The sequence below is a fragment of the Cupriavidus mimosae genome, assembly GCF_023952485.1.
In the GTDB taxonomy this organism is placed as follows: Bacteria; Pseudomonadota; Gammaproteobacteria; order Burkholderiales; family Burkholderiaceae; genus Cupriavidus; species Cupriavidus taiwanensis_C.
Map to the genome: position 1 here is coordinate 66,690 of NZ_JALHRY010000003.1, position 17,745 is coordinate 84,434.

Consider the following 17,745-nt stretch of genomic DNA (forward strand, 5'->3'; position numbering starts at 1 on the left):
AGAACTAACGCGTACGGCCGTGCCGGGCCGGATCTCGCAAGGAGACTGCCATGGAACTTCATCTGGAATCGCACCGCTATGTCCGCTGCCGTCCCGACTGGCGCGCCGCGGTCCTGGCGGGGCTGATTGCGGGCGCGGTCTACATGGTGCTGGAGCTGCTGACCGCGCGCTTTCTGCTGTACCAGGGCGCCTGGGGCACCGTGAAGATGGTTGCCGCCATCATCCTGGGCCGTGAGGCGCTGTCGGCCGATGCCTTCAGCTGGACCATCGTGCTGGCCGCGGGCACGGTGCATTTTGCCTTGTCGATCATCCTGGCGGCGGTGCTGGCGCTGATCCTGTCGTCGTTCCGGCTCGACTCCAGCCTGGGCCTGGCCTCGGTGGTCGGGATCGTATTCGGCGTGGTGGTGTACCTGGTCAACTTCTATGTGCTCGGGCGCTATATGAACTGGTTCGACGAGGCGCGCGGCTGGGAGAGCCTGTTCGCGCACGCGCTGTTCGGACTGGTCGCTGCCGACGTGTACTGCAACCTGGAACGGCGGCGCGGCGGGACGGAGGCGCTGCCCCCCGCCTGAACCGTTTAGCCCATCTGGTTGATATGACGATTAACGCGCTCGCACTACGCTAGAGGCACACCACCATGACGGCTGGCTGGCACGCCTGCGCACAGCCACACCGGAGTGCCCATGCGGGTCGCAATCGTCAGTACCGAAACCACCGGGTTCACGCCAGCCGACGAGCCCGTCAGCATCGGCTTGCTGCTGGTCGAGGTGTCGCCGCGCGCCGGCGGCCTGGTGCGCGAAGTGGCGGAGTACTACGGTTCGCAGGAGCCGACCGTGCCGATCAGCGCGGCCGCCACCGATACCCACGGCCTGACCGTCGACATGCTGCGCGGGCGCTGCTTCGACCTCGGCGCCATCCGCGCCATCGTCGACGATGCCGAGGTGCTGGTGGCCCACGGCGCGGCCTTCAATGCCAGGATGCTGGAGAAAGTGCTGCCCGGCATCCAGCACAAGCGCTGGCGCTGCTCGGTGCGGCAGGTGCGCTGGTCCCAGTATTTCCACGCCGCCAACCACAAGCTCGATACGCTGTGCGAGCAACTGCATATCTTCCGTCCCCGGCCGCAAGTGGCTTTGGATGACTGTCTGGCGCTGTCCAAGCTGCTGTTCCGGCCGATCGGCGCCCCCCAGCAGGCGACGCCGATGGCCTTCCTGCTGGCCGAAGCCGATTTCGCGATGAGCGCCGCCCCGCACACCGGCAGCGCGCCGGGTCCACCGCCCTTGGCGCCGCCGCCGCCGGAGGTCGCGTCTTCATGGGCGCCGCAAGTCGAAGCCAGCCAGCATGGCCCCGGGCGGGGTCTGGTGATGGCGGCCGTGATCCTGATGCTGTGCGCCGGCGCCGTGATCTGGCCGGACTTGTTCCCGTGGTGACAGGAGGGTGCAAGCGCCGCATGCCGCACGGCATGACGTAGCTGCGCGGCGCAGGCGCGCCGGAAAAAGAAAAACGGCCCGGATCTCCCGATCCAGGCCGTTGTTTCCGTTGGGTATTTCTGGTCGGAGCGATAGGATTCGAACCTACGACCCTCTGATCCCAAATCAGATGCGCTACCAGGCTGCGCTACGCTCCGAAGCCGGCCATTGTAGCCGCGTCGGCGAGCCCCGGTCAATGTGCGTCGATGCCGGCGGGTTCGGGCCGCCCGGGCATGCGGCGATGCTCCCCCTTCCGGCGGGGGCGCTTTGTCTTGACTTGGGTTTGCGCGCTGCGATAATCCGCACACCGCCCCAGTCCGACCGGCGTGCTGTTGGGAACGCCCGGTTTTGCGTAGTTCCTTCCGGACTGACCTGATCACCACGACAAGAACGGCGCTCCCCGCCCTGGGCGAGCGGCTCGGTCGCTGCTTCGCCAAAAGGCGGCACGGGCGGCCTGAAACAGGCAATGCGGCATTCGATAACAACGATCCGGCACAGGATCGGCAAAGAAGCAGGGAAGCGCGGCGGCACGCGGAGCGCCGCGGCTTGCCTTGGACGGGAATAAAGATGTTTCAGTCGCACGTGGTTGTGCTCATCGCGGGGCTGTTTGCCTTGCAGATGGCAGTGGTTTGCGTGGTGTTGCGCCGCTCGTCGGGCATGGAGCGCAGCGGCCTGACATCCTGGGCGCTGGGCAGCGTGCTGGCGGCTTTTGCCGCGGCGCTGGCGGCGGTGCAGGCATTGCGGCCGATGTGGCTGGTGCCGGAGTCGACCGACCTGGCGCTGCTCGCGGCGCTTTCGGTGATGGCGGTGGGTGCCCGGCACTTTGCGCAGCGGCCGGGCCGTGCCGCCGGCTTGCTGGGGCTGAACCTGGCGGCCGCGGCAGCGGTGGCCTGGGGCGACCTGGCGCCGCGCTACCTCGCCACGGCGGCGGCGCTGCCCGATCTGGCGCCGGTCCTGAGCGCCTGCCATATCGTGCTGCTGCTGGATCTCGCGCGCAGCGTGGTGCCGGCGGTGCCGGCCACGCGCGGCACCGGCCGGCTGGCGGCGTGGTCGCTGGCGGCGATCGTGATCGCCGCCGCGGCCATCAATGCCTGGACCGTGCTGCGGCCGCTGGCGGCAATGGCGCAGGGCGGCGCCTGGCCGCGGCCAATGCCGTGGGACGGCGAACTGGCCGTGTTCAACGTCTTTGCGCTGGTCGGGGTGTCGGTGAGCTTTGCACTGATGGCGCACGACCGGCTGCGCCGCATGCTTGAGCGGCGCGCGCGCCACGACGACCTGACCGATGTGCTGCTGCGCGGCGCCTTCTGGGAGGAACTGGAGGCCGCCTGCCTGCAGGCCGAGCGGCTGCGCAAGCCGATGACGGTCGCGTTTGTCGATCTCGATCACTTCAAGGCCATCAATGATGTCTATGGCCACCTGGCTGGCGACAGCGTGCTGCGGCACTTTGCCGGCCTGCTGCGCAAGACGCTCGGCCACGGCGACCTGGCCGGGCGCCTGGGTGGCGAGGAATTCGCCATCGTGATGCCGGATACCGCGCTGGAGACCGGGCGGCTTGCGTGCCTGCGGCTTGCCACGGCGGTGCGCGCCACGCCGTGCCCGTCCGAGCCCGATCCGATTGCCTATACCGTCAGCATCGGCGTGGCCGCGCGCCAGCCCGGCGAGGGTGCCGATGCGCTGATGCGCCGGGCAGATCGCGCGCTGTATGACGCCAAGCTGAAGGGGCGCAACTGCGTGTCGCTGCACCCGGCCGGCGGCGATGCCGCGGAATCGGCCTCCGACTCCGCCGGCGCCGGCCGCTACGTCACGCGCGGTCAGCCCCGCGCCGCGTCCTGAGGCGCATCGCTTGTCACCGCGGCCGGGCGCTGCGGTAGAATGCACGCCTTCGCGTCCTTAGCTCAGTTGGATAGAGCACTCGCCTTCTAAGCGAGCGGTCAGAGGTTCGAATCCTCTAGGACGCGCCAAAGCCCAGTGATTCGGGTCGCCGAATCGTCCCGGGTCCAGTCCCTGCCGCTTCGCCGACATCATCCGGCGCCATCCTGCGGTCCCATGGGTTGTCCAAGGCTAGTCCGGCTATAGCGCAACGCATGCAGGCCATGTAGCGATAGGCATACCTTTTGAGGTTGTCCGGGCCTCACCCCTCATCTAGACTGGATTTCATCCGTCCAAGCGGTCAGTACTTAACCTGACCTGCCGAATGCGCGGCGGCGAGGTTGCCGGTCCTGGGTCTTGGCGATGATCTGCAGGGAGACAAGCGATGATGCCTACGCCAACTTCGGAGCGCATGCTGTCGCGCGGACTACTCGATGTGCTGATCCGCGCGGGGCTGATTGCGGTGCTGGCGATCTTCTGCTTCCAGATATTCCGGCCCTTTCTCGACCTCATTGTCTGGTCGGTAATCCTGGCCGTGACCATCTATCCGCTGCAGGTCAGGCTCAGGGGCAAGCTGGGCAACAAGGACGGGCGCGCCGCCACGCTGATCGTCCTGGCCGCGATTGCCATCATCGCGCTGCCGGCATACCTGCTGGGCGCCGCCATGGTCGACTCGGTGGCCAGCGCCATGGCCATGGTCAAGAAAGAAGGCTTGCATATTCCGCCACCGGCCGAGTCGGTTGCCAGCTGGCCGCTGGTGGGCCAGCGCCTGTACGACGTCTGGCTGCAGGCCGCCTCCGACCTGACTGGCGTGATCCAGACCCACGCGCCCCAGGTCCGGGAAATCAGCCTGGCCGTGCTCGCCGCCGCCGCCGGCATCGGCAAGGGGCTGCTGATATTCGTCTTCGCCCTGATCATCGGGGGCATCTTCATGGCCTACGGCGAGGCCGGCAACCGCAGCGCCGTGCAGATTGCCGCGCGTGTCTTTGGCCCGGAGCGGGGCCAGCGCATCGCTTCGCTGTGCACGGCGACCATTCGCGCGGTGGCCCAGGGCGTGGTCGGCATCGCCTTTATCCAGATGCTGCTGGTCGGCGTTGCCTTCGTGGTCAAGGGTGTCCCGGCCGCGGGCGTGCTGGCGTTGGTGGTGCTGCTGCTGGGCATCGCGCAGTTGCCGGCCACGCTGATCACCGTGCCGGTGATCATCTATGTCTTTGCCAGCGAAGGGGCCAGCGTGGCCACCATCGTCTTCGCCATCTATGTGTTCGTGGCCGGGCTGGCCGATAACGTGCTCAAGCCGCTGTTGCTCGGGCGGGGCGTCGATGTGCCGATGCCGGTGGTATTGATCGGTGCGCTGGGCGGGATGGTGACCGGCGGCGTGATCGGCCTGTTCATTGGCCCAGTGGTGCTGGCGGTCGGCTACCAGCTGTTCTGGCAATGGGTGGAAGATCCGCCGCCGCAGACCGGGCCTGGCAGCCAGCAACAGACCTGAAGCCATCCGGGCCGCCCATGACGCGCCGGCACCGTCCTCTGCGCGCATTGCTGGCCGCCGCCTGCTGCGTGGGGGGCTGCGCGCGCCTCGGGCCGGATTTCCAGCCACAGCTGGAACCGTGGACACAGCAGTGGCGCAGCCCGGCGCTCGAGCAGGCGACGGCGCAGCGAGCCCTGCCCGACATCCGCGAGTGGTGGCAGGTCTTCGGTGACCCGGCACTCGAGCGCCTGATCGCCGAAGCCGATGCGCACAATGCCAGCCTGAAGATTGCCGGCCTGCGCGTGATGGAAGCGCGCGCCCAGCTGGGCATTGCCCAGAGCGGGCGATTCCCCCAACTGCAGCAGGCCAGTGCCGATGTCTTGTACACGGATCGCCGGCAGGCCGGCGGCCGCAATCCTCAGAACAACCGCTTCTGGCAATACAGCGCAGGCTTCGATATCGGTTGGGAGCTAAATTTCTGGGGGCGCTTCAGCCGCGCCATCGAGTCCGCCGATGCCGCCTACTTTGCGGCCCGCGCCAACCGCGAGGATGTGCTGGTGCTGCTGCGCGCCCAGGTGGCGGAGACCTACTTTGCCTTGCGCACGGCCGAGGCACGCCTGCGCATCGCCCGCGACAACGCGGCGCTGCAGCGGCGCAGCCTTGAAATCACCGAGCGGCTGTTCAAGAGCGGCGAGACCGACGAGCTCGACCTGCAGCAAGCCAAGACCCAATACCTTGGCACCCTGAGCACCATCCCCGAGTTCGAAAGCCAGATCACGCGCACCCGCAATGCCCTGGCGGTGCTGGTGGGCCGCCCGCCGGGGCCGTTGCCGGAGTTGCCGGAACTGTCCGGCAACGAAGGCCTGATGCCGCTGATCGATCGCGCAGTGCTGCAGGACGTGCCTGCCAGCCTGCTGCAGCGCCGGCCGGATATCCGCGCCGCCGAGCTGCAGATCGCCGCGCAATCGGCGCTGATCGGTGTGGCCGAGGCCGATCTCTATCCGTCGCTGACGCTGCTGGGCAGCATTGTCTGGTCCGCCAGCACACTGGCGGGCACGCCCAACAGCCTTGCGCTGGTCGGCGGGCCGAGCCTGCGCTGGAATGTCTTCGACTATGGTCGCATCAAGAACACCGTGCGCGTGCAGGACGCCCGGCTGCAGCAGTTGATCATCGCCTACCAGGATGCCGTGCGACAGGCGGCGCGCGAAGCCGACGACGCCGCGAGCGCGCTGATCAAGGCGCTGGAGCGCGAGCAGATCCTGCGCGACAGCGCGCTGGCCGCGAGGCGTTCGCTGACGCTGGCCAACGCGCTTTACCGCGAGGGCTACTCGGACTTCCAGCGCGTGCTGGATGCGCAGCGCGCGCTGGCGGCCCAGCAGGATGCCTACGTGGTCAACCGCAGCAATGCCGTCAGCGACCTGATCGCCGTGTACAAGGCGCTCGGCGGTGGCTGGTCCAGCGAACAGCCGCTGCTCGACCCCGCCACGCGCGAGCAGATGCGGCAACGTACTGACTGGGGAACCCTGCTCGACGAGCCCGGGCCCGCGCAGGTTTCCCCGTCAGGCAACGGTAACCCCTGAGCAAGTGCCGATGAACGACAGCCCGCAGCCCTCCGCAGAGCCGACGGTTACGCCCACTCCCGCACCCGCCTCCGCGCCAGTGCCGCCTGCACCCCCAGCGCCGCCGGCGTCCGCGGCCGACACTTCAAGGAAGGGCGTGCGCTGGGTGCTGTTGCTGATAGTGATCAGTCTCGCCTGGTACCTGCTGGCCGACCGCCTGACCCCATACACGCAACAGGCGCGGGTGCAGGCCTTCGTGGTGCCGGTGGCCGCGGAAGTGTCCGGACGCGTGACCAAGGTGCATGTGCGCAACAACCAGGACGTTGCGGCGGGCACGGTGCTGTTCGAGGTGGATCCGCAGCAATACCGCATCGCGGTGGACCGCGCCCGCGCCGAGCTGGAGTCGACGCGCCGGCAGATCGGGGCCAGCACGGCTGGCATCGAGTCGGCGCAGGCATCTCTGCGCGCGGCCCGTGCCAACGAAGTCAAGGCGCGGCAGGATAGCGAGCGTCTGGAGCGGCTGTACCGGGAGGACCCGGGCACCATTTCGCTGCGGCGCCTTGAGGTGGCGCGGGCCAGCCTGGAGCAGGCCGTCAGCCAGGTCGCCGCCGCCAGGGCCGAGGTCCAGCGTGCGCGCGAGCAGGAGGGGGGGAGCGACGCAGACAACGCCAAGCTGCGCAGCGCCGCCTCGGCGCTGGAAAAGGCCGAACTGGACCTGGCCAATACGCAGGTGCGGGCGCGCGCCGCCGGGCTGGTCACCGACCTGCGCACCGATGCCGGCCAGTTTGCCGCGGCCGGCAATCCGGTCATGACGCTGATCGCCATCCACGACGTCTGGATCAGCGCCGAAATGACCGAAAACAACCTCGGCCGCGTCGAGCCCGGCACGCCGGTTGCGATCGTGCTGGATGCCTTGCCGGGCAGGGTCTTCGAAGGCCGGGTGCGCAGCGTCGGCTACGGCGTCAACGTCGGGCCCGGCACGCCGCCGGGCAGCCTGCCGACGGTGCAGAACAGTCGTGACTGGCTGCGCCCGGCGCAACGCTTCCCGGTCATCGTCGAGTTCGACCGCGGCGAGTTTCCGCCCCTGCGCGGCATTCGCGTGGGCGGGCAGGCCGAGGTCATGGCGTTTCCCACCGAGGGCAACCCGCTCAATCCGCTGGGCCGGTTGTTCCTGTACCTGATGAGCTGGCTTTCCTATGTCTACTGACAGCCGGGAGCCGCCATGGCCCGCGCGCGATCCGCGCAGCCGGCGTTGCCTGCGCCTGGCCAGTGGCACCGCGCTGTGCCTGGCGACCAGCTTTGGACTGGCCCTGCCGGTGCCCATGGTCGCGCCGGTGCTCGGCGTGTTCCTGCTGGCCACCCTCAACCGCCCGATGTCGCCCCGGGCCGGGCTGGGCCTGGCGCTGGTGGTAATGCTCACCACGGGCACCGGCCTGCTGCTGATCCCCCTGCTGCGCTATTACCCCGCCAGTGGCGTGCTGCTGGTCGGCCTGTGCCTGTTCCTGGCGTTTCGCTACGGATTGCGCGGCGGCAATGGCCTGGTCTCGACCTTCCTGGTGGTGGGCCTGACCATGATTTCGGCGGCGGGGGCCTTCGATTTCGGACTGGCGGTCACGGTGATCGAAGCGCTGGTCAAGGGCTTGCTCGTCGCCCTGGCGGCGCTGGGGCTTGGCCACTGGCTGTTTCCCGAACCCGCTGGCGCGGGTGCCCCGCCTGCACCCGCGGACCTGCCGCAAGACCAGGCTGACCGGATCGCGCTGCGCGCCGCGCTGGTGGTCATGCCGGCATTCCTGCTCGCGCTGAACGATCCGGCGGCGTACCTGCCGGTCATCATGAAGGCGGCGACGCTGGGCCGGCAAACCTGCACCACCTCGGCGCGCGGCGCGGGGCGGGAACTGCTGGGCTCGACCCTGCTTGGCGGTGTGCTGGCGATCCTGTTCTGGGGCGCGCTCAGCCTGTTCGTGCATTTGTGGATGTACTTCCTGTGGATGCTGCTGTTCGGCCTGCTGGTGGGGCGCAAGCTGTATCGCCTGAGCCCGTCGCGGTACCGGCCAGGCTTCTGGCTCAATACCCTGGTGACGCTGATCATCCTGCTGGGCCAGTCCGTGCAGGACAGCGCTGCGGGGAAGGACGTCTATACCGCCTTTGCCGTGCGCATGGGCCTGTTCGTCGGCGTCACGCTGTATGCGTGGCTGATGGTCGCGTGGCTCGACCAGCCACGCGGCGTACGGCAATTGTCTGGATGAAGGGGCGATCATGCTGCACAACCTGGCGGTCGGCCTTCCCGTGATGCTGGCCTGCCTGCTGTTGCAGGCGGTGTTTGTGGCCGTCTGCCTGCGCTACTACGCGCGCTTCAAGCATGCGCGGCACGGGCGCTTGTCGCTGGGCGAGGAGATCCTGCTGCTGTCGGTGGTGATGGTGCTGACGCTGATCGGCAACTTCGTCCAGATGGCGATCTGGGCCATCCTCTTCATGCAGCTGGGCGAGTTCGCCGATTTCGCTACCGCGCTGTATCACTCGGGCGTCAACTTTGCCACGCTGGGCTATGGCGATATCGTCATGTCTTCCACGTGGCGCCTGCTGGGGCCGCTGGAGGCGGCCAACGGCATCCTGATGTTCGGCGTCTCCAGTTCGGTGATGACGGCGGCGGTGCTGGAGGTGATCAAGCAAAACCTGGCCAGCCTGGGCAAGGACGTCGAGCCATAGCGATGATGCCGGCGCCCGGCGCGGGCTCGACCCGGCCCTGCCGGGGTGGCGCCGGCAGGATTCGCGTTTTTGCCGCACAATACGGCCTGCGCGCCGCACAGGAGCACGCTGGATCGATCAGAGGCGAGGGCAAGACCTCGTCCGGCAGCGGGCGGCATTTCGTCGAACCCCCTGCAAATCCTGTACATGGCCGCCCCACATGCCCCCTCCGCCGCGGATTCCGACCGCGGCCCCGCTGACGTTTCCCTGTCTTGCCGCGATCGCCATGCGGGCGGGCGGCTGCCGCTGCTGGCGCTCGGCGTCGGCAGCTTCGGCATCGGCACCGGCGAGTTCGTCATCATGGGCCTGCTGCCCGATGCCGCCACCGACCTTGGCATCTCGATCCCGCAAGCCGGCCACCTGATCAGCGCCTATGCGCTCGGCGTGGTCGTCGGCGCGCCGTTGCTGGCGGTGCTGGGCGCACGCTGGCCGCGGCGCAACCTGCTGATCGCACTGATGGCGGTGTTTGCCGCCGGCAATATCGCCAGCGCGCTGGCGCCGTCATACCTGTCGATGATGGTGGCGCGCCTGCTCACGGGTTTTCCGCACGGTACGTACTTCGGCGTCGCGGCGCTGGTCGCAGCCAGCCTGGTCCCGCGCGAGCGGCGCGCGCAGGCGGTGGGTCTGGTGATGCTGGGCCTGACCACCGCGACGCTGGTCGGCGTGCCGATCGCGGCGGCGGTCGGCACCTGGCTGGGCTGGCGTTCGGCCTTCGTGATCGTGGGCGCGCTCGGCGCGCTGACGGCGCTGCTGGTATGGCGCTGGGTGCCGTTCGTGCCGGCCGACCGTCGTGCCAGTCCGCTGCGCGAGCTATCCGCACTCGGGCGCAAGCAGGTGTGGCTGACGCTGGGCATCGGTGCAATCGGGTTTGGCGGCATGTTCGCGGTGTTCAGCTATATCAAGCCGACCATGCTGGAGCTGGCGCATATGCCGGCGGCCGGCATCCCGGTGGTGCTGGCGCTGTTCGGCATCGGCATGGTGGCGGGCAACCTGGCCGGCGCGAAGCTCGCCGACAAGGCGCTGATGCCCACGGTGGGCGGGGTGCTGGTCTGGACCGCACTGGTGCTGGGCGCCTTTACCTTTACCGCGTCGCATGCCTGGCTGGCCGCCTTCAATGTGCTGCTGGTCGGCACCGCCGTGGCGCTGGGCCCGGCGCTGCAGATCCGGCTGATGGACGTTGCCGGCGATGCGCAGACGCTGGCGGCGGCGCTCAACCATTCAGCCTTCAACCTGGCCAATGCGCTGGGCGCCTGGCTGGGCGGGCTGACCATTGCCGCCGGCTTCGGCTGGGAGTCGACCGGCTGGGTCGGCCTGCTGCTGGCGCTTGGCGGGCTGGTGATCTATGCCTGGTCGATGCTGAGCATGGAGCGGCGCGTCCCCGCCGCGGCCTAGCAGGCTGGTGTGTACGCCTGGTCGGAATCCCGAAGCAAAAAGGGGGTGCCATACCGGCACCCCCTTTTTATTGCGCGCGTTGCCAGCGCCGGATTTACTCCGCGTCCGCCACGCTCGCGCCGACCACGTTGAAGCCACCGTCGACATAGGTGATCTCACCGGTCACGCCGCTGGCCAGGTCCGACAGCAGGAAGGCGGCGACGTTGCCGACTTCTTCGATGGTGACGTTGCGGCGCAGCGGCGCGGCTTGCTCGAAATGGCCGAGCAGCTTGCCGAAGCCCTTGATGCCCGAAGCGGCCAGGGTCTTGATCGGGCCGGCCGAGATGCCGTTGGCACGGATCCCGCGCGGGCCGACCGACGAGGCCAGGTAGCGCACGCTGGCTTCGAGCGATGCCTTGGCCAGGCCCATGGTGTTGTAGTTGGGGACGACGCGCTCGGCGCCCAGGTAGGTCAGCGTCAGCAGCGAGGCCTTGTCCGACAGCAGCGGCAGGGCAGCCTTGGCCAGCGCCGGGAAGCTGTATGCGGAAATATCGTGGGCGATGCGGAAGCCTTCGCGCGACAGGCCGTCGAGGAAATCGCCGGCAATCGCTTCACGCGGCGCGAAGCCGATCGAATGCACCAGGCCGTCGAACTTTTCCCAGCGCTGGCCCAGCGCGGCGAAGGTGGCGGCAATCTGCTCGTCGCTGCCGACGTCGCATTCGAAAATCAGGTCGCTGCCGAATTCCTTGGCAAAGTCGCTGATCCGGTCCTTGAACCGTTCGCCGACGTAGGTGAAGGCCAGTTCGGCGCCTTCGCGCTTGCACGCCGAGGCAATGCCATAGGCGATCGAGCGGTTCGAAAGCAAGCCGGTGATCAGGATCCGCTTACCTGCCAGAAATCCCATAAATTCTCCAAGGTGGTGTATCAGGCACGCTTCGTGCGTCCGCCGTGCGGCCGTGCGGGTGCCGGGCTGTCCTGCGGCCCTTTTATTGCGCCGCGCAGAGGGAATGTCCGGATGGCTGGGGCCACCCCGGACGCATGTAAAATTGTCTCATACTTGGCCCGGCCGCAGAACGCCGGGCCCCACAGGTGACAGTGGAGGAATCCAACAGGATGCCTATTCAAGCACGTTGGCCGCTTCAGGCGGCATGGCAGTGCTTCCGGCGGGATGCAGTACTGCGTGGTTGGGCGGCAATGAAGCTGGCGCTGACGCTGGCGGCGGGGGTCTCGCTCTTTTCTGATCCGGCATGGGCGGCGCATGGCTTTGCGCTGCATGGGGACCTCAAGTACCAGCCGAATTTCTCGCACTTCGACTACGCCAATCCTGGCGCGCCGGTCGGCGGCACGCTGACGCTCGCCAATCCTGACCGGCGCACCAGTTTCGATAAATTCAATCCGTTCACGCTCAAGGGCACCTCGGCCCCGGGCCTGAACGCGCTGATGTTCGAGTCGCTGCTGATCAGCAGCGCCGACGAGAGTGCGAGCGCTTATGGCCTGCTGGCCGAGGACGTCACGGTGGCGCCGGACGAGTTGTCGGTCACCTTCACGATCCGCCCGCAGGCACGCTTCTCCAATGGCGATCCGGTGCTGGCCTCGGACGTCAAGTACTCCTACGACATGCTCATGAGCAAGGCCTCGAGCCCCGGCTATCGCAGCATGTGCACCGACGTGAAGGCGGTGGTCGTGACCGGCGAGCGCACCGTGCGCTTCGATTTCAAGCAGCGCAACCGCGAGCTGCCGCTGATCGTCGGTTCGCTGCCGGTGTTCTCGCGCAAGTGGACCGCCAAGGTTCCGTTCGAGAAGCTGACCTTCGAGCCGCCGGTCACCAGCGGCCCCTACCTGATCGAGCGCTTCGACGCCGGCCGCGGCATCATCTTCCAGCGCGACCCGAAATACTGGGGCAAGGACCTCGCGGTGCGGCGCGGCACCTTCAATTTCGCGCGCGTGGTCTACCGCCTGTACAAGGACGAGACCGCCCGGCTCGAGGCCTTCAAGGCCGGCGAGTTCGACGCCATCGTCGAATACAAGGCCAAGAACTGGGCCAAGAGCTACCAGGGCACGCGCTTTCGCAACGGCGAGCTGCTCAAGACCGAGTTCCCGCACCGCAACGGGGCCGGCATGCAGGGCTATGTCATGAACCTGCGCAAGCCAGTGTTCCAGGACGTGCGCGTACGCCAGGCGCTGATCCTGGCGCTGGATTTCGAATGGCTCAACCGGCAGCTGTTCTACGGCGCCTACAAGCGCCTGGACAGCTGGTTCTCCAACAGCGAACTGTCGGCCAGCGCCACCTTCGACGGCCGTCCCGGTCCCGGCGAACTGCAGCTGCTCGAACCGCTGCGGGCGCAGCTGCCGCCGGAGGTGTTCGGCCCGGACGTGGTCCAGCCCAGCACCGCGGCGCCGCGCTCGCTGCGCGACAACCTGCGCCTGGCGCGGCGCCTGCTGGCCCAGGCCGGCTGGACCTATACCGACGGCGCGCTGCGCAACGCCAAGGGCGAGCCGCTGGTGTTCGAGTTCCTCGACGATGGTGGCGCCATGAGCCGGGTGATCACCACCTACGTGCGCAACCTCGAGAAGCTCGGCATCCAGGTGCACCAGCGCACCACCGATTTCGCGCTGTACCAGAAGCGGCTGGAAGACTTCGACTTCGACATGGTGTCGATCCGCTTCCCCGATTCGCAAAGCCCGGGCAATGAACTGCGCGACCGCTTTTCCAGCGAGGCCGCCGGCACGCCGGGCTCCGACAACCTGTTCGGGCTGAAGTCGCCGGTGGTCGACAAGCTGGTCGACAACGTGCTGCGCGCCGATACCCGGCAGGAACTGGTCACTGCCGGCCGCGCGCTCGACCGGGTGCTGATGCATGGTTACTACATCGTGCCTAACTGGTACAGCGCGTCGCACCGGGTCGCCTACCGCAAGACGCTGGCGTACCCGGAGCGGCTGCCGTATTTCTACACGGCGGAAGGCTGGATCCTCAGCCACTGGTGGCGCACCGACGTGCAGGCGCAAGCCCGCTGAGGCGCTCAGGCGCTGGCAGGTTCAGCGCGGACAAGGAAAGAGACGGCCCCCCATGCTTGCCTATCTGCTCAAACGCATTCTGCTGATGATTCCGACGCTGGTCGGGGTCATCACGCTGACCTTTGTCGTGATCCAGTTCGTGCCGGGCGGCCCGGTCGAACAGATGATGATGGAGCTGAAAGGGCGCGGCGGCGCTGGCGAAGCCAGCGGCGGCGGCGCCGAATACCGCGGCCGGCGCGGCGTCGACCCCGACAAGATCAAGGAGATCCAGGCGCTCTACGGCTTCGACAAGCCGCCGCTGGAGCGCTACTTCCTGATGCTCAAGCGCTTTGCACAGTTCGACCTGGGGGAGAGCTATTTCCAGCACCGCAGCGTGTGGGAGCTGGTCAAGTCCAAACTGCCGGTATCGGTCAGCCTGGGCCTGTGGACCTTCTTCCTGACCTACCTGATATCGGTGCCGCTCGGCATCTCCAAGGCCATCCGGGCGGGCAGCCGCTTCGACGTGGTGACCAGCGTCATCGTGCTGGTGGGTTATGCCATTCCCGGCTTCGTGCTGGGCGTGCTGCTGCTGGTGGTGTTCGGCGGCGGCACCTTCGTGCAGTGGTTCCCGCTGCGCGGGCTGACTTCCGACAACTGGGAGCAGCTGTCGCTGATGGGCAAGGTGATGGACTACCTGTGGCACCTGGTGCTGCCGATCACGGCGTCGGTGGTGGGCAGCTTCGCGGTGGTGACCATGCTGACCAAGAACGCGTTCCTCGAGGAAATCCGCAAGCAGTATGTGCTGACCGCGCGCGCCAAGGGCCTGGGGGAGCGCCGCGTGCTGTGGAAGCACGTCTTCCGCAATGCCCTGATCCCGCTGGTGACCGGCTTCCCGGCGGCGTTCATCGGCGCCTTCTTCACCGGCTCGCTGCTGATCGAGACGCTGTTCTCGCTCGACGGGCTGGGCCTGCTGTCTTATGAGGCGGTGCTGCGGCGCGACTATCCGGTGGTGCTCGGCACGCTCTACCTGTTCACGCTGATCGGGCTGGTCACGCGCCTGATCTCCGACGTCTGCTACGTGCTGGTGGATCCGCGCATCCATTTCGAGGGCTTGCACCGATGAAACCATTCTCGCACGCGGCGCCCAACGGCCTGCCGCATTCGCCTTCGCCGCGCCAGCGTGCCTGGCAGCGCTTTCGCCGCAACCGGCGCGGCTACTGGAGCCTGGTGATCTTCGTCGTCATCTTCGTGCTCAGCCTGGGCGCCGAGTTGCTGTCGAGCAACCGCCCGCTGGTGGTGCACTACAAGGGCGAATGGTATTTCCCCATCGTCAAGGTCTATCCCGAAACCACTTTCGACGGCGATTTCGCCACGCCGGCCGATTACCTGGACCCGTATATCCGCGACCGCATCACCACCAACGGCAATTTCGCGGTATTTCCGCTGAACCGGTATTCGTACGATTCGCTCAACTACTTCGCCAAGGAACCGAACCCGGCGCCGCCCTCGGCCGAGAACTGGCTCGGCACCGACGACCGCGGCCGCGACGTGCTGGCGCGGCTGCTGTATGGCTTCCGCGTGTCGGTGCTGTTCGCGCTGGCGCTGACCGTGATCGGGGTGCTGGTCGGCACGCTGACCGGGGCGCTGATGGGCTTCTTCGGCGGGCGCTTCGACCTGTTCTCGCAACGCGCCATCGAGATCTGGAGTTCGATGCCCGAGCTCTACCTGCTGATCATCTTCGCCTCCATCTTCGAGCCCAGCCTGGCGCTACTGATCATCCTGCTGTCGCTGTTCGGCTGGATGGGCCTGTCCGACTACGTGCGCGCCGAGTTCTACCGCAACCGCTCGCTCGACTACGTCAAGGCCGCGCGCGCGCTGGGACTGTCCAACGTGCAGATCATGTGGCGCCACATCCTGCCCAACAGCCTGACCCCGGTGATCACCTTCCTGCCATTCCGCATGAGCGCGGCCATCCTGGCGCTGACCAGCCTGGACTTCCTCGGCCTGGGCGTGCCGCCTACCACGCCGAGCCTGGGCGAGTTGCTGGCGCAGGGCAAGGCCAACCTCGACGCGTGGTGGATCTCGCTGTCGACCTTCGCGGTGCTGGTGGTGACGCTGCTGCTGCTGACCTTCATGGGCGACGCGCTGCGCGATGCCTTCGATACCCGGCTGGGCCTGGCCGCGCTGCGCGGCCGGGTCGAACCCAAGGTTCCAGCAGGCGCCCCCACCGGCGCGGCACCGGAGGCCACGCCATGACCGCGGTGTCGCCGATGACCTTGCCGGACGTGGAGCCGGCGCCGATGCCCGCGCCGGGATCGATGCTGATGTGCGTCGACAAGCTGTCGGTCACCTTCGGCCACGGCGAACATGCCACCCGTGCCGTGCGCGACGTCAGCTTCGACCTGCGTGCCGGCGAGCGCTATGCGCTGGTGGGTGAGTCGGGCTCGGGCAAGACCGTGACGGCGCTGGCCATGCTGCGGCTGGTGGAAGACGCCTACTACGATGGCGCGATCCGTTTCGAGGGCAAGAACCTGCTGGAGGTCTCAGACCGCGAAATGCGCGCGATCCGCGGTGCCGAGATTGCGATGATCTTCCAGGAGCCGATGACCGCGTTGAATCCGCTGTACACCATCGGCAACCAGATCGTCGAGACCCTGGCCCTGCACGAAGGCCTCGACCGCCGCGCCGCGCGCGAGCGCGCCATCGCGCTGCTCGAGCGCACCGGCATCAGCGATGCCGCGCATCGCTTCGACAGCTTCCCGCACCAGCTCTCGGGCGGCCAGCGCCAGCGCGCCATGATCGCCATGGCGCTGGCGTGCCGGCCCAAGCTGTTGCTGGCCGATGAGCCGACCACGGCGCTGGACGTGACCATCCGCGCGCAGATCCTCGACCTGCTGCGCGACCTGCAGGCCGAGTTCGGCATGGCGGTGATGCTGATCACCCATGACCTCAACCTGGTGCGCGCCTTCGCGCAACGGGTCGGCGTGATGGAGAAGGGCGTGCTGGTGGAAACCGGCGAGACCGCCCGCGTATTCGCCGCGCCCCAGCACCCCTATACCCGCAAGCTGATCGACAGCCGCCCGCGGCGCGAGGTGCTGCCACTGGTGCCGCTGGCGCCGGTGCTGCTCGAGGCGAACAAGCTCGGCGTCACCTATGCGCGCAAGCGCCGCGGCCTGGCAGGGTGGTTCGGCAAGGACCAGTTCGCGGCGGTCAAGGATGTCGACTTCCAGCTGCGCGAGGGCGAGACCCTGGGCATCGTGGGCGAGTCCGGTTCGGGCAAGACCACGCTGGCGCATACCGTGCTGGCGCTGCAGCGCAAGAGCGCGGGCACCATCCATTTCCTGGGTCGCAGCTTCGACACCGCCACGCGCGACGACCGCCGCAAGCTGCGCGCACGCATGCAGGTGGTGTTCCAGGATCCGTTCGGCTCGCTGGCGCCGCGCATGACCATCGAGCAGATCGTCGGCGAAGGCCTGGCGCTGCACCAGCCCGGCCTGTCGCGCGAGGCCACGCGCCAGCGCGTGATCGAGGCGCTGCGCGAGGTCGGCCTCGACCGTACCGCTCTGGGCCGCTATCCGCACGAGTTCTCGGGCGGGCAGCGCCAGCGCATCGCCATCGCCCGCGTGCTGATCCTCAAGCCCCAGATACTGGTGCTGGACGAGCCCACCTCGGCGCTGGACGTGTCGATCCAGCAGCAGGTGCTGGCATTGCTGTCCCAGCTGCAGCACAAGTACAACCTCAGCTACCTCTTCATCAGCCACGACCTGGCGGTGATCCGCGCCATGGCGCACCGGGTCATCGTGATGAAGGCGGGCGAAGTGGTCGAGGCCGGCGATACCGAAGCGGTGCTGGGGGCACCGCAACATCCCTATACGCGCAAGCTGATGGCGGCGGCGCAGGTGGGTGCCGCGTGATGCGGCCGGACTTTCTGTTGCAGTGCGGCGACATTGCGTACCCGCCAGTTAGCACCGAACCATGCGATTAATCCGATAAAGAAGATGCGAAAAACGGTCTATATCGTTGATTCGGAAGCCAAATCCGTCGAATTTGTAACGAACTTTGACATGTGAATGACAACCCTTTACCATCCCGCCAGAACTAGTTTTGGGGGTGGTCCGTCCGGCGCATTGGCGCATGCCGTGCACGCTTGCGGTGCGGCAGCCGACATGACGGCCTGGCACGAAGGTTGCGCAGGGTTTGTCCCCGTAGTTCACACGATGATCGCCCGACGTCACTGAAACGTTCGCGCGACATCCACCCAATACCCAGCTGC

At 67.5% G+C, this 17,745-nt stretch carries 14 protein-coding genes and 2 tRNA genes; 14 read left to right on the forward strand and 2 right to left on the reverse strand.

Going from position 1 to position 17,745, the window contains the following annotated elements:
* Positions 1-50 precede the first annotated feature (50 nt).
* On the forward strand, positions 51-572 hold the full coding sequence (locus MKD50_RS06685; RefSeq protein WP_115703759.1) for a hypothetical protein: 522 nt from the start codon (positions 51-53) through the stop codon (positions 570-572).
* 111 nt (positions 573-683) lie between these two features.
* On the forward strand, positions 684-1,427 hold the full coding sequence (locus MKD50_RS06690) for a DNA polymerase III subunit epsilon (protein ID WP_252666701.1): 744 nt from the start codon (positions 684-686) through the stop codon (positions 1,425-1,427).
* A gap of 120 nt (positions 1,428-1,547) precedes the next feature.
* Here MKD50_RS06690 and MKD50_RS06695 read toward each other — a convergent pair.
* A tRNA-Pro gene (locus MKD50_RS06695) sits at positions 1,548-1,624 on the reverse strand.
* Between the two features lie 409 nt (positions 1,625-2,033).
* Here MKD50_RS06695 and MKD50_RS06700 point away from each other — a divergent pair.
* The 8 genes from MKD50_RS06700 to MKD50_RS06735 all read left to right on the forward strand — a co-directional run bounded on the left by MKD50_RS06700 (position 2,034) and on the right by MKD50_RS06735 (position 10,499).
* Positions 2,034-3,299 (forward strand): GGDEF domain-containing protein, encoded by a 1,266-nt coding sequence (locus tag MKD50_RS06700; RefSeq protein ID WP_252666702.1) that lies wholly within the window; start codon positions 2,034-2,036, stop codon positions 3,297-3,299.
* Between the two features lie 51 nt (positions 3,300-3,350).
* Positions 3,351-3,427: transfer RNA gene (locus MKD50_RS06705), tRNA-Arg, on the forward strand.
* 293 nt (positions 3,428-3,720) lie between these two features.
* On the forward strand, positions 3,721-4,824 hold the full coding sequence (locus MKD50_RS06710; RefSeq protein ID WP_115703754.1) for an AI-2E family transporter: 1,104 nt from the start codon (positions 3,721-3,723) through the stop codon (positions 4,822-4,824).
* 17 nt (positions 4,825-4,841) lie between these two features.
* Positions 4,842-6,383 (forward strand): efflux transporter outer membrane subunit, encoded by a 1,542-nt coding sequence (locus MKD50_RS06715; RefSeq protein WP_252666703.1) that lies wholly within the window; start codon positions 4,842-4,844, stop codon positions 6,381-6,383.
* A gap of 10 nt (positions 6,384-6,393) precedes the next feature.
* Complete coding sequence (locus MKD50_RS06720; protein WP_115703750.1) at positions 6,394-7,569, forward strand: HlyD family secretion protein; 1,176 nt, start codon at positions 6,394-6,396, stop codon at positions 7,567-7,569.
* Complete coding sequence (locus MKD50_RS06725) at positions 7,559-8,608, forward strand: DUF2955 domain-containing protein (RefSeq protein ID WP_115703748.1); 1,050 nt, start codon at positions 7,559-7,561, stop codon at positions 8,606-8,608. Before MKD50_RS06720 ends, MKD50_RS06725 begins: the two co-directional genes overlap by 11 nt.
* Before the next feature lie 10 nt (positions 8,609-8,618).
* Positions 8,619-9,068 (forward strand): ion channel, encoded by a 450-nt coding sequence (locus MKD50_RS06730; protein WP_115703746.1) that lies wholly within the window; start codon positions 8,619-8,621, stop codon positions 9,066-9,068.
* A gap of 186 nt (positions 9,069-9,254) precedes the next feature.
* Positions 9,255-10,499, forward strand: a complete 1,245-nt coding sequence (locus tag MKD50_RS06735) for an MFS transporter (protein WP_115703744.1) — start codon at positions 9,255-9,257, stop codon at positions 10,497-10,499.
* 94 nt (positions 10,500-10,593) lie between these two features.
* Here MKD50_RS06735 and fabI read toward each other — a convergent pair whose 3' ends face one another.
* Positions 10,594-11,382, reverse strand: coding sequence for an enoyl-ACP reductase FabI (gene fabI / locus MKD50_RS06740; protein ID WP_115703742.1), 789 nt, complete (start codon positions 11,380-11,382; stop codon positions 10,594-10,596).
* A gap of 209 nt (positions 11,383-11,591) precedes the next feature.
* On the opposite strand from fabI, the gene MKD50_RS06745 reads away from it, so the two are divergent.
* Genes MKD50_RS06745 through MKD50_RS06760 form a run of 4 tightly spaced genes read left to right on the forward strand, consistent with a single transcriptional unit; the run spans position 11,592 to position 17,386 of the window.
* Entirely contained in the window at positions 11,592-13,493 is a 1,902-nt protein-coding gene (locus MKD50_RS06745) for an extracellular solute-binding protein (protein ID WP_240072303.1), read from the forward strand.
* Between the two features lie 52 nt (positions 13,494-13,545).
* On the forward strand, positions 13,546-14,595 hold the full coding sequence (locus MKD50_RS06750; RefSeq protein WP_115661775.1) for a microcin C ABC transporter permease YejB: 1,050 nt from the start codon (positions 13,546-13,548) through the stop codon (positions 14,593-14,595).
* Positions 14,592-15,728 carry an ABC transporter permease gene (locus tag MKD50_RS06755; protein WP_062800670.1) on the forward strand — a complete coding sequence of 379 codons (1,137 nt, stop codon included), beginning with the start codon at positions 14,592-14,594 and terminating at the stop codon, positions 15,726-15,728. Before MKD50_RS06750 ends, MKD50_RS06755 begins: the two co-directional genes overlap by 4 nt.
* 44 nt (positions 15,729-15,772) lie before the next feature.
* Entirely contained in the window at positions 15,773-17,386 is a 1,614-nt protein-coding gene (locus MKD50_RS06760) for an ABC transporter ATP-binding protein (protein WP_420703894.1), read from the forward strand.
* Positions 17,387-17,745: the final 359 nt, after the last annotated feature.